This is a genomic window from Rhodoplanes sp. P11 (genome assembly GCF_964266735.1).
GTDB classification, from domain to species: domain Bacteria; phylum Pseudomonadota; class Alphaproteobacteria; order Rhizobiales; family Xanthobacteraceae; genus Rhodoplanes; species Rhodoplanes serenus.
In genome coordinates this window covers 20,929-46,686 of the sequence record NZ_CAXWGY010000002.1, presented here as the reverse complement: position 1 = coordinate 46,686, position 25,758 = coordinate 20,929, and the positions used below count along the sequence as shown (strand labels likewise).

The 25,758-nt window shown below is 70.7% G+C and carries 22 protein-coding genes; 9 read left to right on the top strand and 13 right to left on the bottom strand.

From position 1 onward, the window contains the following. Nucleotides 1-12 precede the first annotated feature (12 nt). A complete protein-coding gene (locus ACFQUV_RS08890) occupies nt 13-459 on the bottom strand; it encodes a host attachment protein (protein WP_111384064.1) in 447 nt (148 codons plus the stop codon). A 274-nt stretch (nt 460-733) separates the two neighbouring features. Here ACFQUV_RS08890 and ACFQUV_RS08885 point away from each other — a divergent pair, with 274 nt between their 5' ends. Both ACFQUV_RS08885 and ACFQUV_RS08880 read left to right on the top strand, forming a co-directional pair. Continuing rightward, a complete protein-coding gene (locus ACFQUV_RS08885; RefSeq protein WP_165363740.1) occupies nt 734-3,832 on the top strand; it encodes an EAL domain-containing protein in 3,099 nt (1,032 codons plus the stop codon). 213 nt (nt 3,833-4,045) lie between these two features. Next, nucleotides 4,046-6,784 (top strand): EAL domain-containing protein, encoded by a 2,739-nt coding sequence (locus ACFQUV_RS08880; RefSeq protein ID WP_129607347.1) that lies wholly within the window; start codon nt 4,046-4,048, stop codon nt 6,782-6,784. Nucleotides 6,785-6,909: 125 nt separating this feature from the next. On the opposite strand, the gene ACFQUV_RS08875 is transcribed toward ACFQUV_RS08880, so the two are convergent. Continuing rightward, nucleotides 6,910-8,583 (bottom strand): acyl-CoA dehydrogenase family protein, encoded by a 1,674-nt coding sequence (locus ACFQUV_RS08875; RefSeq protein WP_129607348.1) that lies wholly within the window; start codon nt 8,581-8,583, stop codon nt 6,910-6,912. A gap of 180 nt (nt 8,584-8,763) precedes the next feature. Here ACFQUV_RS08875 and ACFQUV_RS08870 point away from each other — a divergent pair, with 180 nt between their 5' ends. Then, nucleotides 8,764-9,648: a YihY/virulence factor BrkB family protein gene (locus ACFQUV_RS08870; RefSeq protein ID WP_111384068.1), complete on the top strand. Its 885-nt coding sequence runs from the start codon at nt 8,764-8,766 to the stop codon at nt 9,646-9,648. 690 nt (nt 9,649-10,338) lie between these two features. After that, entirely contained in the window at nt 10,339-12,204 is a 1,866-nt protein-coding gene (locus ACFQUV_RS08865; RefSeq protein WP_378394641.1) for a cell wall hydrolase, read from the top strand. A gap of 37 nt (nt 12,205-12,241) precedes the next feature. Here the strand turns inward: ACFQUV_RS08865 and ACFQUV_RS08860 are convergent, their stop codons facing one another. Further along, on the bottom strand, nt 12,242-13,132 hold the full coding sequence (locus tag ACFQUV_RS08860; RefSeq protein WP_129611267.1) for a LysR substrate-binding domain-containing protein: 891 nt from the start codon (nt 13,130-13,132) through the stop codon (nt 12,242-12,244). 135 nt (nt 13,133-13,267) lie between these two features. Between ACFQUV_RS08860 and ACFQUV_RS08855 the strand changes: the two genes are divergently transcribed. Beyond that, complete coding sequence (locus ACFQUV_RS08855) at nt 13,268-14,242, top strand: sodium-dependent bicarbonate transport family permease (protein ID WP_129611268.1); 975 nt, start codon at nt 13,268-13,270, stop codon at nt 14,240-14,242. A 41-nt stretch (nt 14,243-14,283) separates the two neighbouring features. Then, complete coding sequence (locus ACFQUV_RS08850) at nt 14,284-14,595, top strand: DUF190 domain-containing protein (protein ID WP_129611269.1); 312 nt, start codon at nt 14,284-14,286, stop codon at nt 14,593-14,595. 186 nt (nt 14,596-14,781) lie between these two features. Here the strand turns inward: ACFQUV_RS08850 and ACFQUV_RS08845 are convergent, their stop codons facing one another. The 3 genes from ACFQUV_RS08845 to ACFQUV_RS08835 form a co-directional block, all read right to left on the bottom strand. Beyond that, nucleotides 14,782-15,474 carry a PhoH family protein gene (locus ACFQUV_RS08845; protein WP_129611290.1) on the bottom strand — a complete coding sequence of 231 codons (693 nt, stop codon included), beginning with the start codon at nt 15,472-15,474 and terminating at the stop codon, nt 14,782-14,784. Nucleotides 15,475-15,814: 340 nt separating this feature from the next. Further along, the gene (gene ppk2 / locus ACFQUV_RS08840) at nt 15,815-16,780 is read right to left on the bottom strand and encodes a polyphosphate kinase 2 (RefSeq protein WP_244601742.1); all 966 of its coding nucleotides are present in this window, start codon (nt 16,778-16,780) and stop codon (nt 15,815-15,817) included. 70 nt (nt 16,781-16,850) lie between these two features. Further along, on the bottom strand, nt 16,851-17,813 hold the full coding sequence (locus ACFQUV_RS08835; RefSeq protein WP_129611270.1) for a LysR family transcriptional regulator: 963 nt from the start codon (nt 17,811-17,813) through the stop codon (nt 16,851-16,853). 139 nt (nt 17,814-17,952) lie between these two features. On the opposite strand from ACFQUV_RS08835, the gene ACFQUV_RS08830 reads away from it, so the two are divergent. The 3 genes from ACFQUV_RS08830 to ACFQUV_RS08820 all read left to right on the top strand — a co-directional run bounded on the left by ACFQUV_RS08830 (nt 17,953) and on the right by ACFQUV_RS08820 (nt 21,113). Continuing rightward, nucleotides 17,953-19,215: an MFS transporter gene (locus tag ACFQUV_RS08830; RefSeq protein WP_129611271.1), complete on the top strand. Its 1,263-nt coding sequence runs from the start codon at nt 17,953-17,955 to the stop codon at nt 19,213-19,215. Nucleotides 19,216-19,410: 195 nt separating this feature from the next. Then, nucleotides 19,411-20,400, top strand: coding sequence for an MDR family oxidoreductase (locus tag ACFQUV_RS08825; protein ID WP_129611272.1), 990 nt, complete (start codon nt 19,411-19,413; stop codon nt 20,398-20,400). Nucleotides 20,401-20,504: 104 nt separating this feature from the next. Next, nucleotides 20,505-21,113: a hypothetical protein gene (locus ACFQUV_RS08820; RefSeq protein WP_129611273.1), complete on the top strand. Its 609-nt coding sequence runs from the start codon at nt 20,505-20,507 to the stop codon at nt 21,111-21,113. A 30-nt stretch (nt 21,114-21,143) separates the two neighbouring features. Here the strand turns inward: ACFQUV_RS08820 and ACFQUV_RS08815 are convergent, their stop codons facing one another. The 7 genes from ACFQUV_RS08815 to ACFQUV_RS08785 form a co-directional block, all read right to left on the bottom strand. After that, complete coding sequence (locus ACFQUV_RS08815; RefSeq protein WP_129611274.1) at nt 21,144-21,650, bottom strand: tyrosine phosphatase family protein; 507 nt, start codon at nt 21,648-21,650, stop codon at nt 21,144-21,146. A gap of 78 nt (nt 21,651-21,728) precedes the next feature. Next, entirely contained in the window at nt 21,729-22,205 is a 477-nt protein-coding gene (locus ACFQUV_RS08810) for a thioesterase family protein (protein ID WP_129611275.1), read from the bottom strand. A 211-nt stretch (nt 22,206-22,416) separates the two neighbouring features. Then, nucleotides 22,417-22,587: an iron-sulfur cluster assembly protein gene (locus ACFQUV_RS08805; RefSeq protein ID WP_129611276.1), complete on the bottom strand. Its 171-nt coding sequence runs from the start codon at nt 22,585-22,587 to the stop codon at nt 22,417-22,419. 83 nt (nt 22,588-22,670) lie between these two features. Continuing rightward, nucleotides 22,671-23,099: a NifB/NifX family molybdenum-iron cluster-binding protein gene (locus tag ACFQUV_RS08800; RefSeq protein WP_129611277.1), complete on the bottom strand. Its 429-nt coding sequence runs from the start codon at nt 23,097-23,099 to the stop codon at nt 22,671-22,673. A 356-nt stretch (nt 23,100-23,455) separates the two neighbouring features. Then, nucleotides 23,456-24,022: a YfbR-like 5'-deoxynucleotidase gene (locus ACFQUV_RS08795; protein ID WP_129611292.1), complete on the bottom strand. Its 567-nt coding sequence runs from the start codon at nt 24,020-24,022 to the stop codon at nt 23,456-23,458. An 86-nt stretch (nt 24,023-24,108) separates the two neighbouring features. After that, nucleotides 24,109-24,750, bottom strand: coding sequence for a DNA-3-methyladenine glycosylase I (locus ACFQUV_RS08790; RefSeq protein WP_129611278.1), 642 nt, complete (start codon nt 24,748-24,750; stop codon nt 24,109-24,111). Then, nucleotides 24,747-25,661, bottom strand: a complete 915-nt coding sequence (locus ACFQUV_RS08785; RefSeq protein WP_129611279.1) for a folate-binding protein YgfZ — start codon at nt 25,659-25,661, stop codon at nt 24,747-24,749. Before ACFQUV_RS08785 ends, ACFQUV_RS08790 begins: the two co-directional genes overlap by 4 nt. Between the last annotated feature and the right edge of the window lie 97 nt (nt 25,662-25,758).

The following is a 25,758-nucleotide window of genomic DNA, read 5'->3' as shown; positions in this document are numbered from 1 at the left end:
GGTCCCGTGCCGTCAGGCGGCCAGGTGCCGCTCGATCTCGTGCACCGGCATCTTGGTGAGGTCCTTGTCGATCTCGGCCACCACCCGGCTCTTCACCTCGTTGTGCAGCGCCCGGCGCAGCTCCGCCAGGGTCCGCGGCGGCGCCGCGATCACCAGCGCCTTGATCTTGCGATCACGCACCAGCCGCTCCAAGGCGCCCGCCACATCCTTGGCGAACCGCTGCTCCCCCAGCTCCTGCCAGTCGGTCTGATCGACACCCCCGCAGCGCGGACCGGCGGTGAAGAAGCCGCGGCCGGGCGCGTCGGAGCCCGGCTCGTGGGCCGGCGGAGTCTCGTCGACGAAGACCCGCTCGGTGCGCAGATTGGGAAACTTCTCGTCCCCCTCGTTGCGCAGGAACAGAGCCTTGCGGCCGTCCCCGACGAACACGAATGCGTCGTGCGGGATGCTGAGCTTGGCCATCTGGTACGCCTTGTCTCGTTCGAAAACGTCTCGTTCCAATCGGGGAGATGGTCCCCTTTTTGAAGATAGGTCGGCGGCACGAGTGGTCAACGGGCGGGCAATTCCGGATGGCGCCACAACAGTCTGTCAAACATAATTCTCCTTTACCAGCTATTAGGCCCACCCGTTAATCAGCATTGCAGGGGTGCTCCGCCATCGTGGCCGCGAAGGCGGGACCATCATGGTGGACAGTGCGAGGCCCAGAGCCCGAGCATTCTCGGGCATTCGAGCGCGGTTGCTCGGCCTGATTCTGGTTGCCGTGCTGCCGCTGATCGCCGCCATGGGCGTCGCCCTCTACCGCGACCGCGCCAACGAGATCGATGCCGCCGGGCGGCGGGTCGAGGAGCTCGCTCACCGGGTCGCCGTGCGCTATCGCGAGGTGGTGCTGGAGGCCCAGACCCTGGTGGAGATCGCGGCCTTCGTGCCCGAGGTGACCAACGGCTCGGCCGAGACCTGCCGCCGCTTTCTCGCCGACACCGTCCGCAATCGCCCCCTCGCCGACGGCCTGTCGGTGCTCGACGCCGAAGGCCGGATGGTCTGCACCACCCTGACCGGCGCGCTGGGCATCGACTTCTCCGACCGCACCTACTTCCGTACCGCGAAGGCCGAGCGCCGCCTGGTGACGAGCGATTTCCTGATCAGCCGCGTGAACCGCGAGCCGATCAGTGTGGTGATCCTGCCGCTCGTCGACGACAAGGGCCGGGTGACGCGCCTGATCTCCATGTCGCTGAAGCTCGACTGGTTCACCCAGCTGGCCGCCGCCGTGGCGCCGGCCGCCGATGCGACCTTCTGGCTCGCCGCCGCCGACGGCACCGTGATGGCGCGCATTCCGCAGCCGGCCGCCGCGGCCACCGCCGGTGGCACGCCCGATCGCCTGCCGGCGGCGCTGCGCGCCGGCCAGGGCTGGATGGAGGCCGAGGGCAGCGACGGCACGCCGCGCCTCTACGGCGTGCTGGAGCTCACCGACACCGGGTCCCGGGTCGCGGTCGGGATCGATCGCGCTCACGCGCTCGCCCATGTCGACGCCCGGATCGGCCGGGCCTTGCTGATCGTCGCGGTGGCGCTGCTCGTCGCCATCATGATGGGCCTCGCCATGGCCCGGCGGATCGCCGATCCGCTCACCGCGCTGACCGCCGGCGCCGAGGCGGCACGCCGGTCCTCGGCGACATCGCTACCCGTCGTCGGCGGCTATGCCGAGATCGATTCGCTGTCGCGCTCGCTCGCCGCCCTGCTGGGCGAGGCGCGCCAACGCGAGGAGGCCCTGGTGACGGCTCGCCGCGAGGCCGAGCAGGCCTCCGAGGAGGCGCGCGCCGCCCATGCCCGGCTGCGCGAGGCGATCGAGGCGGTGCCGGTGGGCCTCGCCTTCTTCGACGCGGACGACCGTTTCGTGTTGTGGAACAAGCTCTACGAGGAGCTCTACGGCGGCCATCCGATGCCGATCCAGGTCGGCGACCGGCTGGAAGACCGGCTGCGGGCTCGCATCGAGCGCGGCCTGGTGGCGGACGCTCACGGCCGCGAGGGCACCTGGCTGGCCGAGCGCATGGCCAAGTTCCGCGCCCATGCGGGCAGCCACGAGCAACAGCTCTTCGGCGACCGCTGGCTCCGGGTCGAGGAGCGCCGCACCAGCGACGGCGGGTCGATCGGCATCCGCATCGACATCACCGAGCTGAAGCGCAGCGAGCAATCGTTCCGCCTGCTGTTCGACGCCAACCCGGTGCCGATGTGGGTGTTCGACCGCGAGACGCTGCGCTTCCTCGCCGTCAACGATGCGGCCATCAAGCACTACGGCTACAGCCGCGAGCAGTTCCTGGCGATGACGCTGCTCGACATCCGCGATCCGGTCGACCATCACGACGTCAGCATCGCGGCCCGCTCCGAGCACGCCTCGCGCGGCGAGCGCGTGTGGCGGCATCGGCGCGCCGACGGCAGCGAAATCCTGATCCAGGCCTACACCCGGGTGCTGACCCACGAGGGCCGCCCGGCCAAGCTCGGCGCCCTGATCGACATCACCCAGCGCTGGCACGACGAGGCCCGCATCCGCCATCTCGCCCACTACGACGGCTTGACCGAGCTCGCCAACCGCACCCTGTTCCGCGCCCGGCTGGAGCAGGCGCTGCGCCGTGGCCGCTCCGTGGACGACGGGATTGCGCTGATCTGCCTCGATCTCGACGGCTTCAAGGACGTCAACGACACGCTCGGTCACCCGATCGGCGACGAGCTGCTGAAGCGCATCGGCCTGCGGCTGCGCCAGTGCGTGCGGCCGCAAGACACCGCGGCCCGCATCGGCGGCGACGAGTTCGCCGTCGTGCAGGACGGGATCGCCAGCAAGGAGGACGCCCGCCGCCTCGCCGAGCACCTGATCGCCGCCATCAGCGCGCCCTATGTCATCGACAGCCACGAGATCACGGTGACGCCGAGCGTCGGCATCGCCACCACGCTGGACGACGCCGGGGGCGTCGACGAGCTGCTCAACCATGCCGACATGGCGCTCTACCGGGCGAAGACGCGCGGCCGGCGCAGCCACTGCTTCTTCGCTCCCGAGATGGATGCCGAGCTGAAGGCGCGCCGCACCCTGGAGACACAGCTCCGCATCGCCTTCGAGAAGGGTCAGTTCGAGGTCCATTATCAGCCCTGGGTCGATCTCGCCGACAACCGCATCAGCGGCTTCGAGGCGCTGCTGCGCTGGACCCACCCGGAGCGCGGAGCGGTGTCGCCGGCGGAGTTCATCCCGATCGCCGAGGCGACCGGGCTGATCGTGCCGCTCGGCGACTGGGTGCTGCGCCGGGCCTGCGAGGACGCCGCCCGCTGGCCGCAGCCGATCAAGCTCGCCGTCAACCTGTCGCCGGTCCAGTTCCGCAGCGGCGACATCGTCGAGAGCGTGCGGGCCGTCATGCTTCGCAGCGGCCTCGATCCCGCCCGCATCGAGCTGGAGATCACCGAGACGGTGCTGCTCGAGGACAACGCCTCCAACCTCGCCACCCTGCACGCCCTGCGCCGGCTCGGTGTCCGCATCGCCATGGACGATTTCGGCACCGGCTACTCGTCGCTCGGCTATCTGCGCCGCTTCCCGTTCGACAAGATCAAGATCGACCGCTCCTTCGTCAGCGAGCTTCCCGGCAATCCCGACTGCCTCACCATCACGCGCGGCGTCGCCGATCTCGCCGCCGGCCTCGGCATGACGACCATCGCGGAAGGCGTCGAGACCACCGGCCAGCAGGACATCCTGCGCGCCATCGGCTGCACCCACGGGCAAGGTTATCTGTTCGGCCGGGCCATGACGGCGACGGCCGCCGCCGACCGGCTCGCCGGTGACCGCCGCATCGCCGCCGCCTGACGCGCCGACCGAGCCCGCGCCGTCTCCGATACGTTCGATCGGACGGTACGCCGGGCGATCCCCCTCGCGAACGATCGTCTGCACCGATCGGGATTGATCAGAAATCAACCAACTTCAGTCGCTCTGCTTTCCGAAGTGTTGCAGAATGCTGAAGTTATGCGGACAGCAACTTTTTCCGGCTAAGGTCCCGTCGATGTCACGCGGGGTCTCGCTTTGCCCAGCTCGCTGTCGTTCCGATGGATCATCCTCGTCGTCCTGACCGTCTGCGGCCTGGCGAGCGGCATCGTGGGCCTGTCGATCTGGCGCAACCGTGCCGACGACATCGACCACGCCCTGCGCCACGCGGTCGACACCACGAGCTTCATGGCCGATCAGATCGACCGGATCGTCCAGGACATCGACGAGATCCTGATCCAGTATCGGCGGCAGGCCGAGGTGCTCGACATCGCCACGGACGACGAGTTCCGGCAGTACTTCACCGCCCCGCGTCGGTACGATCTGCGTGGCGCCATGGTGGCCAGCCTGGGACGAGTCCCCGATGCCCGCCACCTGGTGATCTCCGACAGCCGCGGCGACGTGGTGATGTCGACCAACTTCGGTCATGACACGCCCAGCATCGGCGATCGCCCGTTCTTCCACATTCTGGCCGGCGCCAAGGACGACCAGCTCGTCGTCTCGGGCCCGTTTCTCGGCCCCCTCAGCGGCGTTCCGGTGCTGGTGTTCGCCCGTCGCATCAACGGAACCGAAGGTGCGTTCCGCGGCACCATCCATCTCAGCGTGACGATGGAGCATTTCGAGCGCGCCTTCCGGGCTACCGGGCAATCCCACGGCGAGACGATGACGCTGATGCACCGCACCAGCCGCGAGATCGTCCGCATCCCGGATGGCCCCACCCCCGGCGCGATGCCCTTCGACTGGCATCGCGCCGTGGCGGCCGGTGGCGGCTCCTTCCGGATAGCGCTCAAGGCCGGCCGCGAGCCCCAGTGGGCCACCGTGCAGCCGCTCGCGCGGGTTCCGCTCGTCATCACGCTGACGGTGCCGGAGGCCCACATCCTGGCGAACTGGCGTTCCCAGTCGATCGGGACGGCGCTCGGCGCTGCGGGCTTTCTCGGCTGCCTGCTGGCGCTGCTCGGCGTGATCGGTCGCCAGATCCGACGCCTGTCGGAATCGCGCTCGGAGCTCGCCGGCGCCAACCGCGCCCTTGCGGCGGCCCTCGACAACATGTCGCACGGCCTCTGCCTGTTCGACGCCGACGGCGTCCTGCGCGTGTGCAACGAGCGCTTCCGCCGCATCTACGGCATCGCCGATCCGATCCCCCTCGGCACGCACCGCCACGCCATCGAGGCGATGTGCCGGGCGCGGCTGCGCCACCAGCCGGACTCTTCCGAAGCGGGCCGTCCGGACGACATCGACACCGACACGGCCGACGATCCGACCGATCGGATCTGCGAGCTCGCCGACGGTCGCGTCGTTGCGGTGAACTGCCACCGTCTCGCCCAGGGCGAGTGGCTGGAGATGCACGAGGACGTCACCGAGCAGCGTCGCTATCAGTCGAGGATCGAGTTCCTGGCCCGCCGCGATCCGCTGACCGGCACGGCCAATCGCGCCGAGTTCCTCGACCGCCTGCAAAACGTGCAACGTCTCGCGCGACGACGGAGCGGCACCGTGACGGTGCTGATGATCGATCTCGACCGCTTCAAGGACGTCAACGACACGCTCGGCCACCCCGCCGGTGACGCGCTGCTGCGCGAGACGACGGCGCGCATCACCGCCTGCATCAGCCCGCACGATACCTTGGCGCGCCTCGGCGGCGACGAATTCGCGGTGCTGTGCGGCGCCGCCCCGCAGGCCGGAGACCGGCCCGGCGACGCTCTGAGGCGGGCCGAGGAGCACGCCGCGAAGCTCGCCACCGCCATCGTGGCGGCTCTGCGCGAGCCCTACGACATCGACGGCAACGCGGCGAGCATCAGCGCCAGCGTCGGCATCGCCATCGCGGCCGCGCCGGCCGAGACCCCGACCGACCTGATGAAGAACGCCGACATCGCCCTGTACGAGGCCAAGGCGCGCGGACGGGACAATTTCTGCATGTTCGTGCCGGACATGAAGGATGCGGTCGAGGAGCGGCTGCGGCTGGAGAGCGATCTTCATCTCGCCGTCCAGCAGGGCCAGTTCGTGCTGCACTACCAGCCGATCGTCGACGTGGTGACGGGCCAGGTCTCGGCCGTCGAGGCGCTGGTGCGGTGGAGCCATCCGGAGCGGGGCGAGATGTCGCCGTCCGAGTTCATCCCGATCGCCGAGCAGACCGGGCTGATCGTGCCGCTGGGCGACTGGATTCTGCGACAAGCCTGCCTCGATGCCATGCGCTGGCCGAGTGACGTATCGCTGTCCGTCAACATCTCGACCGTCCAACTGCGGGGCGCCAACCTGCTCGACACCATCATGGCGACCCTGGAGGAGACCGGCCTGCCGCCGACCCGGCTGGAGATCGAGATCACCGAGAACGTCCTGCTGGAGCAGAGCGCCGGCAACATCTCGGTGCTGCGCCAGCTCAAGGAGCTCGGCATCGCCGTGGTGCTCGACGACTTCGGCACCGGCTACGCCTCGCTCGGCTATCTCACCGTCTTCCCGTTCGACAAGCTGAAGATCGACCGCACCTTCATCCAGGAGCTGGCGACGCGCTCGGACTGCATGGCGGTGGTCGGCTCGGCCGCGCGGCTCGGCCGCAGCCTGGGCATGAGCGTGGTGGCCGAGGGTGTCGAGGCGATCGAGCACGTCGAGTGGCTCCGCTCGGCGGGCGTCGTGCAGGTGCAGGGCTTCTGCTTCAGCCCGCCGGTGCCGGCCGCCGAGCTGCGCTTTGGCGACATGTTCGAGACGTTCGAGAGCCACGCCGAGCCGGAACGGACGCCCAAGGCCGGCTCCGAGGGCGGCTCCAAGGTCGCATCGGCCGCCTGATCCTCAGCCCGCAGCCCTCTGCTGCCTGCGGCCCTCGAGTGACCCTGCGCGGCCTCGCCCGACGAGACGCCCGCGTCGCGGGCGCCTCGGGGCAGGCGAAGCGCGTGTCGTCGTTCGCGCCGCCGTCAGTTCCGCTGATCGAGCAGCCGGCGGGCGATCACCTGCGCCTGGATCTCGGCGGCGCCCTCGAAGATCGACAGGATGCGGGCGTCACACAGGAGCCGCGACACCTTGTATTCGAGCGCGAAGCCGTTGCCGCCGTGGATCTGCACGGCGTTGTCGGCGGCCGCCCACGCGACCCGCGCGGCGAGCAGCTTGGCCATGCCGGCCTCCAGGTCGCAGCGTTTGCCCTCGTCCTTCTCCTTGGCGGCGAAGTAGGTGATCTGGCGGGCGATCATGATCTCCGCCGCCATCATGGCGATCTTGTCGGAGACGCGCGGGAACTCGACCAGCGGACGGCCGAACTGGATGCGGGTCTCGGCATAGGCGAGGCCCTCCTCCATGGCGGCCTGAGCCACGCCGATCGCTCGTGCCGCGGTCTGGATGCGGGCCGCCTCGAAGGTCTGCATGAGTTGCTTGAAGCCCTGCCCCTCGGTGCCGCCGAGCAGGTTGGCGGCCGGCACCGTGAAGCCGTCGAAGGCGATCTCGTACTCCTTCATGCCGCGATAGCCGAGGACCTCGATCTCGGTGCCCGACATGCCCTCGGCCGGGAACGGATTGGCGTCGTCGCCGCGCGGCTTCTCGGCGAGCAGCATCGACAAGCCCTGATAACCGGCGTCCTTGGGATTGGTGCGGACCAGCAGCGTCATCAGGTCGGCGCGCACCGGATGGGTGATCCAGGTCTTGTTGCCGTTGACCACATAGACGTCGCCCTCGCGGGTGGCGCGGGTGCGCAGCGAGGCGAGATCGGAGCCGGTGTTGGGCTCGGTGAACACCGCGGTCGGCAGGATCTCGCCGGAGGCGATCTTGGGCAGCCAGTGCTGCTTTTGCTCGTCGGTGCCGCCGCACAGGATCAGCTCGGCGGCGATCTCCGAGCGGGTGCCAAGCGAGCCGACCCCGATATAGCCGCGTGAAAGCTCCTCGGAGACGACGCACATGGACTCCTTGCCGAGCCCAAGGCCGCCATACTCCTCCGGGATCGTCAGCCCGAACACGCCGAGCTCGGCCATGTGGGCGATGGTCTCCATCGGGATGTAGGCGTTGGCGCGATGCCAGCCATGGGCGTGCGGCACCACCTCGGAGTCGGCGAACTTCCGCATCTGGTCGCGGATCTGCTCGTAGGTGTCCTCGAGCCCGCAATCGCCGACCGTGGCGCCGTGGTGCTGGCGCATCAGCTCGACCAGGCGGGCGCGGTTCTCGGGCGTGTTGCCGGTGGCCGCGAGGGCGTCCAGGGTCGGGCCGAGGCGGCGCAGCACGTCGGCGGTGTCGAGGCCGAGGTCGGCCGGGCGGACGAACTCGGTCTGGCTCATCGGAATGCCGCCGGCCACCTGGGCGACGTACTCGCCGAGGCCGATGCGGACCACCAGGTCCTCGATCTCGCCGAATCGCCCGGCCGCGATGCCGCGCTCCGTGTAGGCGGCGAGCTGGCGGACCGCCTCCACATAGGTGGCGAGCCAGGCGAGGCCATGGACGGCCCGCTGCTCGCGATCGATCAGCCGCGCCCCGGCCCCACCGGCCGCGATGCGGGCGCGGACCGCGCTGATCGCGTCGGCCAGCACGGCATCGAGGGCCACGGTCGCCTGGCTGGCAATGGCCACGAGATCGGGGCCGGTTTCGGAACGCTTGGCGGCAAACGACATCGAAATCTCCGAATAGGCGCCGTGCGACCGCCGGCGCGGACGCCGGGGTCCGCGATCGCCACTTGATGCAAAATCGACTTGACCCCTAATGATTGCATCTTTTCGCACCTGCGTGGAGAGAAAATCCTGCGGCCGGGGTGGGACGAATCCGCCCGCGGCCGAGGCCGCCTGGACCGGATCATGCTCTTGCGTCTTTTGAAGATTCCGGCCCGGATCGCGGCCGACGCCTTCCTGGCCTTCAGCCGCGACGACGGCTGGGCGATCGCCAGCCACATCGCCCTGTCGACCCTGATGTCGCTGTTTCCGTTCCTGATCTTCGTCACCGCCCTGACCGGCTATTTCGGCACCCAGGACCTCGCCGACCAGGTCGCCCTGCTGCTCCTCGAAGCCTGGCCCGAGGAGGTGTCGGGGCCGATCGCCAGCGAGATCGAGAGCGTGCTGACCACGGCCCATGGCGGGCTGCTCACGGTCGGCGCCGGCCTCGCGGTCTACTTTTCGTCGAGCGGGGTGGAGAGCCTGCGCATCGGCCTCAACCGCAGCTACGAGGTGATCGAGACGCGGCCGTGGTGGCTGCTGCGCCTCGAATCGATCGGCTACGTGCTGGTCGGCGCCGTCGGGCTGATCGTACTGGCGCTGCTGATCGTGCTCGGGCCGCTCATCTACAACGGGCTGGTGCCGTGGTTCCCCAATCTCAAGCAGTTCGAGGTGTCGCTCACGGTGGCGCGCTTCGGCGTCGCCACGGTGATTCTGGTGGTGTCGCTGACGCTGATTCACAAATGGCTGCCGGCCGGCCGCCGCACGCTGGACGAGATCGCGCCCGGCGTCGCCGTCACGCTCGCCATGTGGCTGATCACCGGCGTGCTGTTCGGCCGCTACCTGTCGGAGTTCGCCTCCGCCTACGTGTCGATGTATGCGGGACTCGCCTCGGCGATGATCGCGCTCGTGTTCCTGTACTGGACAGCGACCATCTTCGTCTATGGAGCGGCCCTGAACCAGGCGGTGATGCGACATCGCAATGCCGCGCGAGAGAATCGCGCCAAGAGCGCGGCGACGCGCGAATCGTGACACCAAGAGCGCGGCGACGCGCGAATCGTGACACCAAGAGCGCGGCCGCACGCGACTCGTGACGCGCCGGAGAGGAACGGCACATCCCGCGGGCGGCGCGCCCGGCCGCCGCGACGGCACCGGCGGACACCCTGTGGATGGCGATTTCCTGCGATGCCGCGCGGGTTTTCGTGGTCTGCGGCAGCACCGCCCCGGCGCCGCTGCGACGGCCTGCCGCGCTGCCAAAGTGCCGCCTTAGTTTTGGTTGCTAATCGGTAAATCGACTTGCCGCCGACGCACGGGGGTGTGGGGGTGCCGAGGCGCGGTGATGGCGACGATCCGACCCGATCGGGGTCGTCGCCATCACTGCCCGCCCGGTGGCGATTTCCTTCGGTCGGTCTTCCTGCGACCGGATCGCTCAGCAAGCCATCGACCTGATCACGTCCGGCGGCGCCTCGGTGCTGTCGGCCGATATCACGATGCGACACTTCGCGGGCGCTCGCCTGCGCGGCGCGCATCCGTTTACACGACGTTAACCGTGCTCCAGCAGCATGGTTGACGTGTTGCGACCGTGCAAACGCGGTTTTTACCGATCGGCGTGACGATCGGTAAAGCATGAGCGAATGCACGCGCTGCGGGGACGGCCGTTTGGACTCTCGGGTGCGATCGACGCTGGAAGAATCACCGCTCAGGCGCCGGTGCGTCGCCGCCGTGCCGTTCGGGTTCGCGCTTCTCACCTTTGCGGCGATCCCGAGCGCGGTCGGCTACCAGGATCTCGCCTCGCTGATCGCCGCGCGCGCCGGCATGGGCGACCGCGCCGACGAGCAGGGCAAGTCGCCGTTCGGCACCTTCCACGCCGCCACCTTCCGCTTCCCGCGTCCGGTCGGCACCGCGGTGCCCGATCCGGTCGGCTATCGCGTCGCCAGCCTCGACATGGTGGTGGACCGCGCCGCCCTCACGGGCGCCATCGGCGACCGCGCGCTGTTCGACCTCAGCGCCCGCCCGCCGGCGCTCGACCGCGATCCCATCAACCGCACCCGCAAGGGCGACCGCCTGGTGCCGCGCGCCGTCGCCGAGTGGATCGCCCGCGAGCAGGCCGTCCGCGCCGCCGCGGCGCCGCTCGCCGCTCCGGAGCCGCCCGCCGTGGTCGCGGCGCTGCCGGCGGCCGACACCGCCCGGACGGCGCCCGCTCCGACGCTTGCCGAATCACCGGCTGCCGCCGCAGCCACCCCTCCGGCGCCGACCGCCAAGCCCCGCACCGGCTGGCCGGTGGTGCTGCCGCAGACCGAGGCGCATGTCGCCGCCGAGACCGCCGAGGCACTGGCGGGGACCGACCAGCCGTCGACGCCCGCGGCTGCCCCGCGGCCGGCCGCCCGCCCGGTCGCCGAGGCGCCGATCATCTCGGCCGAGGCGTTCAGCGGCCACTCGCTGGCCTGGCTGGGCAGCGAGCCCGAGCCGGCACCGCGCCCCGCCGCCCGCCGCAGCCGCTCTCAGGCCGTGGCCACCCAGACGGCGCCGGTCCAAACCGCTCCGATCCCGACTGCTCCGGTCCAAGCCGTCGCCGCGGAGACCGCGCCCGTCGAGTCCGCTGCTGCGGAGCCCGCCGCCGCGGAGCCGCAGCAGAGCTTCGTCCTGGCCAGTGCCTCGACCGACATCGTAATCCCGCGTGCCGTGACGCCGCGGGCGGAGCTGCCCGGCCCGCCGGCCCCCGCCGCCGCCCCTGCCGGCACCACATCCGCGCCGGAGCACGCCGCCGTCGATCCGGCGCACGGCAGCGAGCCGTTCCAGCCCGACACCGCGATGCCGACCCTCGGCGAGACCTCGCCGACGCTGGTGGCGGCGCATGTCTACTTCGGCGCCGAGCCGCTCGCCGGCGCCGGTGGCGCGCTTCAGCCGTGGAGCCCCGGGTCGGTATCGATCGCCCCCGACAGCGACGCCGAGCTGACCGCCCTCGACGAGATCACCCCGAGCGAGGCGACGCTGCGGGCCGCCATCGACCCGGACGGCGGCGAGACCATCGTGCGCAAGGGCGAGGTGGTGCCGGGCGACGGCCACGCGCTGCGCAGCCCGGCCGAGCGCCTCGGCCTCTACGGCGGCGAGCGCGCCAAGGCCGAGAAGTGCCTCGCCGACGCCGTCTACTTCGAATCGCGCGGCGAGCCGCTGCGCGGCCAGATCGCGGTCGCCCAGGTGGTGATGAACCGCGTGTTCTCCGGCTACTATCCGAGCGACGTGTGCGGCGTGGTCTACCAGAACGCGCACCGCCATCTTTCGTGCCAGTTCACCTTCGCGTGCGACGGCATCAAGGACAAGATCACCGAGCCGGACGCCTGGGAGCGGGCCCAGCGGGTTGCCACCGAGACGCTCGACGGCAAGCACTGGCTGTCCGATGTCGGCAAGGCGACCCACTACCACGCCTACTGGGTGCGCCCATGGTGGGTGCGGACGATGCACAAGCTCGACAAGATCGGCGTGCACACCTTCTACCGCCCGCGCAAATGGGGCGACGGCGCCGACCGCCCGGCCTGGGGAGACGCCTCGCTGCCGCCGCCGGCCGAGAAGATCACCGACCGGCTGTGAGCCGCGCCGGTCTCCCGATCCGGAGTGCCGGCCCTATCTATCCCAGCGACCGCACGATGTGCTCCTTGAGGCGCTGCGCCGGCAGCGACAGGCGCTCGCGCTGGAGAAGCGCGATCTCGGTATCCCGGAGACCCGGCAGCGGACCGCCGTCGACGACGTGCAGATCGGCCGGCACCATGTCCTTCGGCAGCACCGTGACGCCGAGCCCGGCCCGCACCGCCGCCAGCGAGCCGGCGAGCGAGCCGCAGGTGTAGGCGACCCGCCAGGGCCGCCGGGCACGGTCGAGCGCCTCGGTGGCCCGCTTGCGGTAGACGCACGGGGTCGGCGACACCACCAGCGGCAACGGCCCCTCCAAGGCGTGCAGATCGATCTCCGCAGTCGCCCACACCAGCGGCTCGCGCCACACCCGCAGGCCGCCGGCGCCCGCTCCGGAAAGCCGCTCGCGCTTGATCAGCGCGAGATCGAAGGCGCCGCGGCGGAACCGCTCGACCAGATTCAGCGTCAGGTCGCAGGTCACCTCGAGCGCCACCGCCGGATAGGTCTTGGAAAAGCGCGACAGCACCTCGGGCAGATGGCGCGAGGCGAAGTCCTCCGGCGTGCCGAGACGCACCACGCCATGAACCGCCGGCTCGGTGAGCCGCGACACCAGCTCGTCGTTGACGTCGAGCAGGCGGCGGGCGTGCAGCAGGAAGGTCTCGCCGTCGCCGGTCAGCCGCACGGCGCGCGGGTTGCGGTCGATCAGCCGGCGGCCGAGCGCATCCTCCAGGCGCTGCACTTGCAGCGACACGGTCGACTGTTGCAGCCGCAGCGCCTCGGCGGCGCGGGTGAAGCTGCCCAGCGCCGCGATGGTGACGAAGGTGCGCACCAGATCGAGATCGAGATTGACGAGCGGGCGCGGCGCCGGCCGATGATCATTTTTCGCAATCATAGAACTTACTATTATCAATTTAACGTATCATTCAACCACCCCTAGGGTCGCCCGGCTCCGCCTCGCGGCCGGCCGGCGGAGCCTGCCGGACCCGCCAGGCGGGTCGCCGCCGCTCCTCCGACCCCAGGACCCGTGATGATCGACCTCGCCTTGCAGAACCTTCTCTCGCCCATGGTGCTGTTCTTCGTGCTCGGGCTCGGTGCCGCCCTGGCGCGCTCCGACCTCTCGGTGCCGGAGGCGGTGGCCAAGCTCCTCGCCCTCTATCTGCTGATGTCGATCGGCTTCCGCGGCGGCGTCGAGGTGGCGCATCACGGGCTGACCGGGCAGCTCGTCGCCGCCATCGCGGCCGGCGTGCTGCTCTCCTTCACCATGCCGCTGATCGCCTACGGCCTGCTGCGCGCCACCTCGCGGCTCGATCCGGTCAACGCCGCCGCGGTGGCGGCCCATTACGGCTCGATCTCGGCCGTCACCTTCGTGGCGGTGACCGGCATGCTGAGCCAGCTCGCAATCGCCTATGACGGCTACATGGTGGCGGTGGCGGCCGCCATGGAGACGCCGGCGATCGTCACCGCCCTGATGATCGCGCGGCGCTACGTCAAGTCGGAGGCCGAGACGGTCGAGCGCGGCCAGATGATGCGCGAGGTGCTGTTCAACGGCTCCATCGTGATCCTGCTCGGCGCCTTCGCGATCGGCGCCATCACGGGGACGCGCGGCGCCACGCTGCTCAAGCCGTTCCTCATCGACGCCTTCCCGGGCTTCCTCTGCCTGTTCCTGCTCGACATGGGCCTGGTCGCCGGGCGCGGTCTCGCCCAGGGCCGGCGCTACCTGTCGGTGCCGGTCACCGCCTTCGCGATCGTGATGCCGCTGATCGGGGCGACGCTGGCGGCCGCGCTGGCGGTGCCGATCGGCTTGTCGCCGGGCAGCACCGCGGTGCTGATCACGCTCGCCGCCTCGGCCTCCTACATCGCGGTGCCGGCCGCCATGCGGCTGGCGCTGCCGCAGGCCAACCCGGCGATCGCACTGACGCTGTCGCTCGGCGTCACCTTCCCGTTCAATCTGGTGTTCGGCATCCCGCTCTATATCGCGGTGGCCGGACGCATCGCGTCGTGAGCCCGATCGTGTCGGTCCCCCTCGCAGGAGTTTCGTCCGCCATGCAGACCCATCCGAAGAAGCGCATCGAGATCGTCACCGAGATGCCGATGCTTCGCCGCATCACGGCGCGGCTCGACGAGGCCGGCGTCACCGGCTGGTCGGTGGTGCCGATCCTGGCCGGCCACGGCCAGAGCGGCGACTGGACCGCCGAGGGACAGATCAGCGCCACCCGCCAGATGGTGATGCTGATCAGCATCGTCGACGCGGCGCGCCTCGATGCGGTGCTCGACACGGTGTTCGCCGTGGTGTCGACCCATATCGGCTTCGTCACCGTGTCGGACGTGGCGGTGGTGCGGCCCGAGAAGTTCTGAGCGGCGGCCTCATAGAGTTTCCGGGTGATCAGTTGGCCGTCGTTCCGGGGCGCGGCACCCGCATCGGCGCGTCGCGCCGTCCGGGCGCCGGGAACCAGGCGGCAGGCTCGAAGCTCTCGGCCGGATTCCGGACAGCCGCTTCGCGGCTTCCGGAATGACCGACGCATGGATCAGCCGGATCTCGTGTCAGAGAGCCGCGTCCTCGAACGCCTCCACCCACATGGCGCACTGGCCGGAGCGGACGATGTCGCCGCGGCCGAACTCGATCACCGGCACCGGCAGGCCGCGGGCACGAATCAGCGCGATGACGGCGCGCAGGCCCGACTCGGCATCGAGATCGCACTGGCCGACATCGCCGTCCACCACCGTGATGCAGCCTTCGCCGACCCGGGTGAGGAACATCTTCATCTCGGCCGGCGTGGTGTTCTGCGCCTCGTCGAGCAGCACGAAGGCGTCCTTCCAGGAGCGGCCGCGCATCACCTCGAACGGCACCATCTCGATGTCGCCGTTCTTCAGCGCGATGTCGAAGGCGGCCTTGCCGATGCGCTCCTTGATGGCGTCGACGAGCGGCGCCGCCCACGGCGCGAACTTCTCCTCGAGCGAGCCGGGGAAGAAGCCGAGGCTGCGGCCGCACGGCACGTTGGGGCGGGTCAGCACGATGCGCGACACACGGCGTGTCCTGTACAGGTCGGCCGCGTAGGTGGCGGCGATCCAGGTCTTGCCGGTGCCGGCGGGGCCGACCACCACCACCTGGGCGCTGGTGCGCAGCGCCTCGAGATAGGCGGCCTGGGCGGCGTTGAGCGGCGCGATGGGCGGCAGCGTTCGGGCTGCCGAGAACTTGGTCCCGGCAAACGCGATGATCTCGGCCGATGTGACCATCCGATCGCCACGGCGCTTCTTCTTGCTGGACTGCTTACCCAAGGACCGACTCCTTTCGCCGAATCGACGGGACGACGCCGGCGCCGGCACGTCGGCCGGATCACCGCGTCTCGCGACGGGTTCTGGTGAGGAAGCGTTTCGGAAGCGGGCGGCGCGGGTACGATCCGCGGGGGCTGGGATCGTGTCGTTCATGGGTTCGTGTCGCTCATCGATTCGACCATCCACGAGCCGCCATGCCGAAAAGGCTATGTGATTCGCATGACGGTTTCACGGAGCGAATTTGGGCAGACCGTGACCGCGCCGGAGGCAATCGGCCGAACCGGCGATCCGCAGACCGCGGTCAGTAGACGGCGGGGACGAAGCGCTGGCTCGACTTCTTGGGCCGGCGATAGCCGTCGTCGAGCTGGCGCGGCGGCAGCTCGATCTCGGCGGGCTGCACATGGCCGTAGGGAATCTGCTCGAGCAGGTGGGCGATGCAGTTGAGGCGGGCGCGCTTCTTGTTGTCGGCGTCGACCACGTTCCACGGGCTCTTCTTGGTGTCCGTGTGGGCGAACATCGCGTCCTTGGCCTTCGAGTAGTCGACCCAGCGGGCGCGCGACTCGATGTCCATGGGGCTCAGCTTCCACCGCTTGAACGGATTGCGGGCCCGCTCCACAAAACGCCGCTCCTGCTCCTCGTCGCTGACCGAGAACCAGTACTTGATCAGGATCAGGCCGGACTGGATCAGCAGCTCCTCGAACACCGGGCAGGCGCGCAGGAAGTCGCGATACTCGGTCTCGGTGCAGAAGCCCATCACCCGCTCGACGCCGGCACGGTTGTACCAGCTTCGATCGAACAGCACGATCTCGCCGCGCCCCGGCAGCTCGGCGACGTAGCGCTGGAAATACCACTGGCCGCGCTCGCGCTCGGTCGGCGTGCCGAGCGCCACGACGCGGCAGATGCGCGGGTTCAGCGGCTCGGCGATGCGCTTGATCACGCCGCCCTTGCCGGCGGCGTCGCGGCCCTCGAACACCACGGCGACGCGCAGGCCGTGGGTGCGCACCCACTCCTGGAGCTTGATCAGCTCGTACTGGAGATGCGCCAGCTCCTCGACATACTTGTAGTTCTTCGGCGGCTTGCGCGGCCCGTTGCGGGCGATGCGCGGCCAGATCGACTCGATGGTGGCCTTCTCGACGGCGGTGCGCAGCACCTCGCCGTGGTGCGGGGGCGCCGACACGACGGCGTTGTCGACGGTGGCGGCCGGGCCGTTCTGCGACCCTGCGCCGCCGCGGGCCGCTCGCTTGGCTCGGGTTTCCCGCTTGCTCATCGCGTGCCCTCCCGAATCGCGGCGCCTGCCGCGCCGGCCGCCGCAGCGTAAGCCCGGAGAGTTGGGCGATTCAATCGCCGCACGCCGTCGCGTCGGCTCTCGCCCTGTGGTCGCCGGCCACCGAGCTCGACGGGCTGGCAGGGTCCCCGCCGTCAGCCAGAAAGTCCCGCACCGTGTCGGCGATGGTCGCCACCGCGGCGTCGAAGGGGCCGAGCGGCCCGGCCGTCACCAGCCAGGCGGTGAGCGCCGGGGCGAAGCCCTCCACCGTCACGGCGCGCACGCGGTCGCGCCAGGGCGAGCCGGCGAACAGCCGCGCCGGGATCAGCCCGATGCCGACGCCGCGGGCGATGAGGGCGAGCTGGAGCGAGCCGCCCCAGGTCTCCGCCACCACCTCGACAGGGGCGCCGCGCTCGGCCAGCGCACGGTCGAGCTGGGCGCGGAAGCCGCAGCCGTCCGGATTGATCACCCAGGGCTGGCCGGCGAGATCACCGACCGTGATGCGGCCCGGCAGCGGGCTGTCGGCCGGCACCACCACCAGCACCCGCTCGGTGCCGAGCGCCGTCGCCTGCGTCGGATCGAGCGGCCGGTCGGGCCGCTCGGCCACCACGGCGGCGTCGAGCTGGCCGGCGTCGACCTGCCGGCGCAGCAGCACGCTGCGCTCGGCCACGAGCCGCAGCGACACCGCCGGGCAGCGCCGGCGCACCGCCTCGATGGCCGGCGCCAGCACCGCCTCGGACAGCGCCAGCGCCACGCCGACCCGGAGCAGCCCCGCCGCCACCGCGCTGCGGCTGTCGCGGGCGAGCGCCTCGGCGGCACGCAGGACAGTGAGGCAGCGCCGATAGGCGCCCTCGCCGGCCCGGGTCACCCGCGCCGGCTTCGAGTCGCGGTCGAGCAGCGTCACCCCGAGGGTCTGCTCCAGGCGCTGCACCCGCCGCGACACCGCCGGCTGGGTCAGGTGCAGGCACAGCGCCGCCTTGCCGACCGAGCCGGTGTCGACCACCGCCACGAAAGCGCGGATGTCGTCGAGATTCATGCGACAGGACCCGAATTATTCCGGTTCGTCATGTCCACCATCAGCATGTTTCATTTTTTTTATCATAGCGGAGCTGCTATGGGAACGGCAACGCGCCCTTCGCCCCCGGGAGTGGCGCGAGTTCTCGGAGAAGCGCCCGATGTCCGCCGTCATCACGCCCGACGTCCGTCCGCTCGGCTGGCGCACCCCGCTGGTGATCATCCTGTGCGGCTGCGGGGTGGCGGTGCTCGCCTTCGGGCCGCGCTCGTCGCTCGGCTTCTTTCTCACCCCGATGTCGCAGGCGAACGGCTGGGGCCGCGACGTCTTCGGCTTCGCCCTGGCGATCCAGAACCTCCTGTGGGGCATCGGCCAGCCGTTCGCCGGCGCCGTCGCCGACCGCTTCGGCATCGTGCGGGTGATGAGCCTCGGCGCCATCCTCTATGCGGCCGGCCTCGCCCTGATGGCGTACTCGACGACCCCGGCCGCGCTCGACATCACGGCCGGCGTGATGATCGGCTTCGGCCTGTCGGGCTGCTCGTTCAACATCGTCATCTCGGCCTTCGGCAAGCTCCTGCCGCCGGAGTGGCGCTCGTTCTCGTTCGGAGCCGGCACCGCGGCCGGATCGTTCGGCCAGTTCCTGTTCTCGCCGCTCGCGGTCGCGTTGAACCAGTCGTTCGGCTGGCAGACGACACTGATGATGTTCGGCGGCGCCATGCTGCTGGTGATCCCGCTGTCGCTGGCGCTGGCGACGCGGCGGAACGAGGCGGCGCCGCACGCCGCGACGGCGGACGCCGCCGGCACGGTGCCCGGCCAGTCGCTGCGCGCCGCCTTCGCCGAGGCGCTCGGCCACCGCTCCTACGTGCTCCTGGTGCTCGGCTTCTTCACCTGCGGGTTCCAGCTCGCCTTCATCACCACCCACATGCCCGCCTACCTGGTCGACCGCGGCCTGTCGGCGACGGTCGGCGGCTGGACGCTGGCGGTGATCGGCCTGTTCAACATCGCCGGCTCGTTCGCGTCCGGCTGGCTGGCGAGCCGCTACCCCAAGCGCCACCTGCTCGCCGCCAATTATTTCGCGCGGGCGATCGCCATCGCGGTGTTCATCAGCGTTCCGGCGACACCGGCCGGCACGCTGGTGTTCGGGGCCGTGCTCGGACTGCTGTGGCTCTCCACCGTGCCGCCGACCTCCGGCCTGGTGCTGCTGATGTTCGGCACCCGCTGGTTCGCCACGCTGTTCGGCTTCGCCTTCTTCAGCCACCAGCTCGGCGGCTTTCTCGGCGTGCTGATCGGCGGCCTCGCATTCGAGAGCACCGGCTCCTACGACCTCGTGTGGTGGCTCGCGGTGCTGTTCGGCGTCCTCTCCGGGCTGATCAACCTGCCGATCGTCGAGAAGCCGGTGGAGCGGCCGGCGCTCGCCGGCGCCTGACCGACCGCCCCCGCCGACCCCTGCCCTTGTCTGGCCCGAATGTCGCCCCTTAAGGTGACGGGGGCAGGTCCGCCGACCTGCATAGACCGAAAGAGCCATCGCATCCGGCAAGGCGCCCTTCACCCTCTCCCCGCTGGCGGGGAGAGGTCGGAACGGCGCTCACCGATCCGAACGGCCGACCAAACGGGGGCGTCAGTGTCGAGCTTCAAGGCGATCGTCATCCGCAAGGGCGAGGACGGGCAGCAGACCGTCGGCCTGTCCGACTTCGACGAGAGCGAGCTGATGGAAGGCGACGTCACCCTCCGGGTGGAGTGGTCGACCATCAACTACAAGGACGGGCTCGCCGTCACCGGCAAGGCGCCGGTGGTGCGGCGCTTCCCGATGATCGCCGGCATCGACGCGGCCGGCACCGTGGAGACCTCCAACCACCCCGACTGGAAGCCCGGCGACCGCGTGGTGGTGAACGGCTGGGGCTGCGGCGAGACCCATCTGGGCTTCTTCGGCGAGAAGGCGCGGGTGAAGGGCGACTGGCTGGTGCCGCTGCCGCCCGGCATCGCGGCCCGCGACGCCATGGCGATCGGCACCGCCGGCTACACCGCCATGCTCGCCGTGCTGGCGCTGGAGCGCCACGGCCTCACGCCCGACCGCGGCCCCGTGGTGGTGACCGGCGCGGCCGGTGGCGTCGGCTCGGTGGCGGTGGCGATCCTCGCCAAGCTGGGCTGGCATGTCGTCGCCTCGACCGGACGGTCCGAGGAGACCGGCTACCTGAAGGAGCTGGGCGCCGCCGAGGTGATCGCCCGGCAGGACCTCGCCGGCACGCCGCGGCCGTTGGCCAAGGAGCGATGGGCGGCCGGCGTCGATTCGGTCGGCTCGACCACGCTCGCCAATGTGCTGTCGATGACCCGGTACCACGGTGCGGTGGCGGCCTGCGGGCTGGCCGGCGGCATGGACCTGCCGACCAGCGTGGCCCCGTTCATCCTGCGCGGCGTGTCGCTGCTCGGGGTCGACTCTGTGATGTGTCCGCAACACCTGCGGCGAGAAGCGTGGCGGCGGCTGGACAGCGATCTGGATCGGCGCAAATTGGCCCAAATGACCGAGGAAATCGGGCTGGACGGAGTTCTCGACGCCGGCCAGCGCATCGTGGAAGGGCGCGTGCGCGGGCGCATCGTGGTCAAGATCGGGTAAACCGCGTTCAGACTTTATCGACGATCTGCCGGCATGATCACCATCGGGTAAGGTTAACCGCGATGTGTGAGTGTCGCGGTCGTCCGGGGGGTACGGGGTCCGACATGCGTCTGCGCCATCTCTGTCTGCGTTCGGCCGTGCTGGCGGGCTCCTTGCTGGCGGGCTCCTTGCTGGCGGGCTCTGTGCTGGCGGGTGCCCTGCTGGCCGGCGCCGGCCCGGCGGCCGCCGGTCAGCTCAAGCCCGACGAGGCGCGCCGCTTCGTCGCCGGCAAGCTGTTCGCCTACACCTGCTTCGAGGGCACGCAGGGCCTCGGCCGCATCTATCCGGACGGCTCGGTGATCGGCACCTTGCAGCCGAAGGGCCGGCCGCCGCGCTTCGTGGCACTGCCGGCCGGCACCATCCGGGTGTCCTCCAGCGCGATCTGCGCGTCGGTGAAAGGGCTGGTGTTCCAGCCCTGCTTCGACGTCGACCAGACCAGCCCGCACAGCTTTCGCGGCTCGATCTCCGGGCTCGGCTTCGCCTATTGCGACTTCGTCCGCCAGAATCCGCGGACCCGCCTGACCGGCGGCGGCAATGGCGGCAGCAGCGAGACCACCGGATCGTCGGGCGCCACCCCGCCGCGGCCACGCTCGCTCGGCCTGCGGCCGACCACCATCAGCGCGCCGGCCGGCACACCGCCGGTGCAGTCCGCGGTGGCGCGGACCGGCGAGTAACCGGCCCGACAGCCGCGATCGACGGCCCGCTCACTCCAGCGCCAGACGGAACGGCATCGCCGACACGCACGGCGTGTGCGGCGTGATCGCCGCGACCGCCTCGACCATGCGGCCCTCGCGGCCGAGCAGCCGATCGGCCAGCGACACGATCAGCCGGCTCGGGCAGGCGGTCGGCGAGGCCGCCCGCAAGGCCCGCGCGATCGCTCGCTCGTCGCGTTCCGGATGGACCGTGCAGGCGGTGACGAAGGCGGCCGCGCTCGACCGGCTGATGCCGGCGAAGCAGTGGACGACCAGCGGCGCAGCGCGGTCCCAGGCGCGAACGAAGTCGAGCAGCCGCTCGACATGGTGCTCCTGCGGGTGGACGTAGCCGTCGCTCGGCTCGCAGATGTCGTGGATTTCGAGATGCAGGTGGTCGGCGACCCCGATCACCTCGGGCCGCGTCACCGGCGTGCCGACATCGATCAGGGTGACGACCCGGCGGGCGCCGGTCGCCTCCACGGTCTCGGCCAGGCGGGCCAGCGAACAGACGTGAATCATCGGGAGCCTCGTGGTTTCGGCGCCGATGTAGCGCGGCCTTGTGGCAGCTTCGTGCAGGTCGGCCGAGCGACGACGACCTCACGCGCCTGTGAGACGCCGCAGTGCCGACCGGAGCGCCTGAGGAAGAGGACGGGGTTGGCCACCCACCGTCGCGGCGATCCGCACCCGGGCCGCCACCATGACGGTGTCCCCGCGTCCGATCGTCTGGGCGAGCCACATCGAGGCCCCCTTCACCACATCGGGCACCGTGGTGACGGTGACGACATCGCCGAGCCGTGCCGAGCGGCAGAAGTCGAGCGTCATGGCGCGGACGACGAGCGCGCAGCCGCCGCCCTCCTGCCCGGCCGCATCGATCCCACCCAGGCCCTCGCTCCGCCACAGCTCCCGCTGGCCGATCCCGAGCAGGCGCAGCCAGTTGGTTCGTCCCCGTTCGAGGAAGCGCAGATAGCTCGCGTGATAGACGATGCCGGAGAAGTCGGTGTCCTCGCCGTGGACCCGCACTGTCATCAGGTGCCGGCCGCTGGTTATGACGCCGTCGAGCCCTGCGGATGTCATCGATTGTTCGTCGCCCGTGTCAGTGCGACCGGCCCGGCGCCTCCAGGACGGATGTCTCGATCGTCGGCTCGGGGTCGTCGGGGTCGTCGTCGGTCGATCCCAGGGCGAGGAGCCCCGGCCCGGTCAAGCGGTCGAGCGACCAGGGCCGCTCGGTGCGGATGATGCGGATGGCACGTGCCTCGGGAAATCGGCGATCCAGGACCGCACGGGTCTATTCGAGCAATGGCATCGAGGCCGGGCACTGCGGCGGCAGGGCGATCTCCACCTCGATCCCGTCGGCGGTCCACCGGGCCCGCTCGACCAAGCCTAAATCGACGATGTTGATGCCGAGCGCAGGATCGAGAACGTCCTTCAGGACCATCAGCAGGTGCGGGTCGGCCATGGTGATCTGTCCTGCGAGCGCGCGACCGCCAGCCAGCAGCGGGCGTGGCCGGCGACGGGTCGACGCGACGGCTACGAAGCCGATCAGCGGCGGGCCTCGACGGCCGCCGGGGCGGTTCCACCATCCTCGTCGTCGTGGTGATGGTGATGGGGATGGCCGTGGTCGTTGCAGTCATGGTCATGGGGCGGCGCAGCCGGCAGAGTGCCGGCGAGAAGATGCGTCACGGCGGCCACCGGATCGGTCTCCGAGGTCGCCACCGCCGTGATGCCGCGACCGGCCATTCGCCGTATGAAGCCGGGACCGGCACTGCCGACGATTAGGGCCTGCACGACATCGAGCGGATGCGGCCCGCTGCCGTGGAACTCGTGCATGGCCAGCTCCTTGGGCAGATCGAGCCGGTCCACCTCGCGGGGTGCCACACCCTGCTCGGCCTCGAATACGAGGAACCGGCGGGTCCGCCCGGCGTGGCCCGTGACGGTGCGAAAGTTCTGGCTCGCGACTGCGATCCGCATCGTGATCTCTCCCGGAGGTGGAGGCCGCGGCCCGCCGCCCGACCGCAGGTCGGTGATGCGGCCTGACCTTCGGCTCGCCCGCGCTGTGACCAGCAGGTTCGGGCTGGCGCACCGGACTCTACCTTTTCGTTACAGTATAACATTTAGACCGTACACCAGGAACGACGTCTGTCAAGCCGCAGGGCCGAGGGTCAGGGCTGCGGACCGGCGGGATCGGTCCGCCGGAATGGTCTCGGCTGAACCTCTCCCCGCGACCCGATCCCTTGCGCCCGATCCCCGCGTGCAGATCTTCCCCGCTCGGAGCGATGCCGTGAGCATACCCGTCGCGCGGTGCGCGCCTGCCGGGCGACAGGTCGTCAAGCGACGTCGAGCTTGGTGAAACGCTCCAGGAACCGCCGCTCCGCCTCGCCGGCCGACCACGGGGTAAGGAGCTGGCGCTCGATGCGGGCGGGCAGTCCGGGCGGCGTGCCGAACAGCTTCCGGGCCTCCGCCTCGGCGAAGCCGGCGAGCCGCGTCGCCTCCAGAAAGGCGGCGCCGCGATCGGCCTCCTTGATGATGCGCACCGCCTCCTCGGGCAGCGCCGGGGGCAGCCCGAAGCGCAGATGGATGGCGGCCAGCAACCGCTGCTCGACCGCCTTGTAGGCGCCGCCCATCACCGCCTTGAACGGCGAGATCATGTCGCCGATCACGTATTCGGGCGCGTCGTGCAGCAACGCGCCGAGGCCGAGCCGGCGATCGAGGGCGCCGCAGCGGCGCCGTGCGATCTCCTCCACCAGCAGGGTGTGCTGGGCGACCGAGAAGATATGGTCACCGCTGGTCTGGCCGTTCCAGCGGGCGACGCGGGCGAGGCCGTGGGCGATGTCCTCGATCTCGACATCGAGGGGTGACGGATCGAGCAGGTCGAGGCGGCGGCCCGACAGCATGCGCTGCCAGGCGCGCGGCGCCTCGGCCGGCGGGGTCGTCACCGGCGCGAGCGTGGCGGCCACGGGCTTGGTCTTGGCCGGCATGATCAGGTCTTCTTGCGCAGGGCGGGCGCGCGCCTCGGCGCGATCCGCGACGGGCCGCCGGCGAGCGCCGCGTGGCGATGGCAGGTCACCAGATGGTCGTTGACCATGCCGACCGCCTGCATGAAGGCGTACACGATGGTCGGACCGCAGAACTTGAAGCCGCGCCCCGCCAGCTCCTTGGCCATCGCCCGCGACACCGGCGTCTCGGCCGGCACCTCGGCGCTGGTGCGGAAGCGGTTCACCTGCGGGCGGCCGTCGACGAAGCCCCACAGCAGCGCCGAGAAACCCGGCCCCTGCTCCATCACGGCGAGCCAGGCGCGGGCCGAGGCGATCGCCCCCTCGATCTTGGCGCGGTTCCTGACGATGCCGGCGTCCTGCATCAGGGCCGCCACCTTGGCGTCGCCGAAACTGGCGATGCGGACCGGGTCGAAGCCCGCGAAGGCGGCGCGGAAGTTGTCGCGCTTTCTCAGGATGGTGATCCACGACAGCCCGGCCTGGAAACCGTCCAGCACCAGCTTCTCGTAGAGGGCGCGATCGTCGTGCTCGGGCACGCCCCACTCGGTGTCGTGATAGGCGAGGTAGAGCGGGTCCTGTCCCGGCCAGGTGCAGCGCGCCAGCCCGTCGGGATGCACGACGGGCGTCACCGCACCGTCTCCGCCGTGCCGCCCGGCCACGCGAAGGTCGCCCAGTCGGGGCGCTGCGGGGTCAGCGCGATGCCGCCGGCGAGGAGCGGCGTGCCGGCCGCCATCGCATCGGCGACGCGGTCGAGCCGCAGCATCGCCAGCCCGCGACCCGGCACCGACGACCCCATGGTGCCGACCGCCAGCTCGCCCGCCGTCACCGGGGCGCCGGGCGGCGGACCGAAGCCGTCGAGCGCGACCGGCACCACCCGGGTGCGGGCGGTGCCGCGGTGCTGCATGCGCGACACCACCTCCTGGCCCACATAGCAGCCCTTGGCGAAGTCGACGCCGCCGAGTTGGTCCATGTCGGCCTCGTGCGGGAAGGTGTCGCCATAGACGAAGTCGACGCCGCCACGCGGCACGCCGAGACCGATGCGGTGCGCCTCCCAGGCGGCCGGCTCGGCCGCGATGGCCGCGAGCGCCGCGACCGCCGCCGGGACGGCATCGGCCGGCACCACGGCGCGCCAGCCGAGCCGCGGATGGCGCGGATCGCGAATCAGGAGCCCGTCGAGGCGGTCGGCGGCGGGCGCCGCCGCGGCGGGATCGTCGGCCCACAGCGCCACCACGGCGAGCGCCGCCGAGCGATCCTCGATCGTCACCTTGGCGCGCAGGCGATAGAGCTTCAGCTTGGCGAGCAGCGTGTCGACGAGGGCGCGGGGGACGTCGAGCAGGATGCCGCCGCCGTCCTCGTCCGGCACCGCGGCCACCAGCATGTCGGCGACGATCTTGCCCTGCGGGGTGAGCAGCGCGGCGAAGCGCGCCGCTCCGGGCGCCAGGGCGGCGACGTCGGCGGTGAGGAGGCCGTGGAGGAAATGGCGGGTGTCGTCGCCGGCGAGATGGACGATGCCGCGATCGGGGAGTGGCGCAGCCTGCATGGTGCCTTCGGGCTCGGGTGAACCCGAAAGGTAGGCGCCACCGATCCCCGGCTCAAGTCCCGCGCTCGCATGATCGCCGGACGACCGCCGGACGACC

What these genes read in the sequence shown, in the direction of transcription:
- ACFQUV_RS08890 (WP_111384064.1), bottom strand. Translation starts at nt 459, where the DNA reads ATGGCCAAGCTCAGCATCCCGCACGACGCATTCGTGTTCGTCGGGGAC.
- ACFQUV_RS08875 (WP_129607348.1), bottom strand. Translation starts at nt 8,583, where the DNA reads ATGTCGTTTGCCGCCAAGCGTTCCGAAACCGGCCCCGATCTCGTGGCC.
- ACFQUV_RS08870 (WP_111384068.1), top strand. Translation starts at nt 8,764, where the DNA reads ATGCTCTTGCGTCTTTTGAAGATTCCGGCCCGGATCGCGGCCGACGCC.
- ACFQUV_RS08860 (WP_129611267.1), bottom strand. Translation starts at nt 13,132, where the DNA reads ATGATTGCGAAAAATGATCATCGGCCGGCGCCGCGCCCGCTCGTCAAT.
- ACFQUV_RS08855 (WP_129611268.1), top strand. Translation starts at nt 13,268, where the DNA reads ATGATCGACCTCGCCTTGCAGAACCTTCTCTCGCCCATGGTGCTGTTC.
- ACFQUV_RS08850 (WP_129611269.1), top strand. Translation starts at nt 14,284, where the DNA reads ATGCAGACCCATCCGAAGAAGCGCATCGAGATCGTCACCGAGATGCCG.
- ACFQUV_RS08845 (WP_129611290.1), bottom strand. Translation starts at nt 15,474, where the DNA reads ATGGTCACATCGGCCGAGATCATCGCGTTTGCCGGGACCAAGTTCTCG.
- ppk2 (WP_244601742.1), bottom strand. Translation starts at nt 16,780, where the DNA reads ATGAGCAAGCGGGAAACCCGAGCCAAGCGAGCGGCCCGCGGCGGCGCA.
- ACFQUV_RS08835 (WP_129611270.1), bottom strand. Translation starts at nt 17,813, where the DNA reads ATGAATCTCGACGACATCCGCGCTTTCGTGGCGGTGGTCGACACCGGC.
- ACFQUV_RS08830 (WP_129611271.1), top strand. Translation starts at nt 17,953, where the DNA reads ATGTCCGCCGTCATCACGCCCGACGTCCGTCCGCTCGGCTGGCGCACC.
- ACFQUV_RS08820 (WP_129611273.1), top strand. Translation starts at nt 20,505, where the DNA reads ATGCGTCTGCGCCATCTCTGTCTGCGTTCGGCCGTGCTGGCGGGCTCC.
- ACFQUV_RS08815 (WP_129611274.1), bottom strand. Translation starts at nt 21,650, where the DNA reads ATGATTCACGTCTGTTCGCTGGCCCGCCTGGCCGAGACCGTGGAGGCG.
- ACFQUV_RS08810 (WP_129611275.1), bottom strand. Translation starts at nt 22,205, where the DNA reads ATGACATCCGCAGGGCTCGACGGCGTCATAACCAGCGGCCGGCACCTG.
- ACFQUV_RS08805 (WP_129611276.1), bottom strand. Translation starts at nt 22,587, where the DNA reads ATGGCCGACCCGCACCTGCTGATGGTCCTGAAGGACGTTCTCGATCCT.
- ACFQUV_RS08800 (WP_129611277.1), bottom strand. Translation starts at nt 23,099, where the DNA reads ATGCGGATCGCAGTCGCGAGCCAGAACTTTCGCACCGTCACGGGCCAC.
- ACFQUV_RS08795 (WP_129611292.1), bottom strand. Translation starts at nt 24,022, where the DNA reads ATGCTGTCGGGCCGCCGCCTCGACCTGCTCGATCCGTCACCCCTCGAT.
- ACFQUV_RS08785 (WP_129611279.1), bottom strand. Translation starts at nt 25,661, where the DNA reads ATGCAGGCTGCGCCACTCCCCGATCGCGGCATCGTCCATCTCGCCGGC.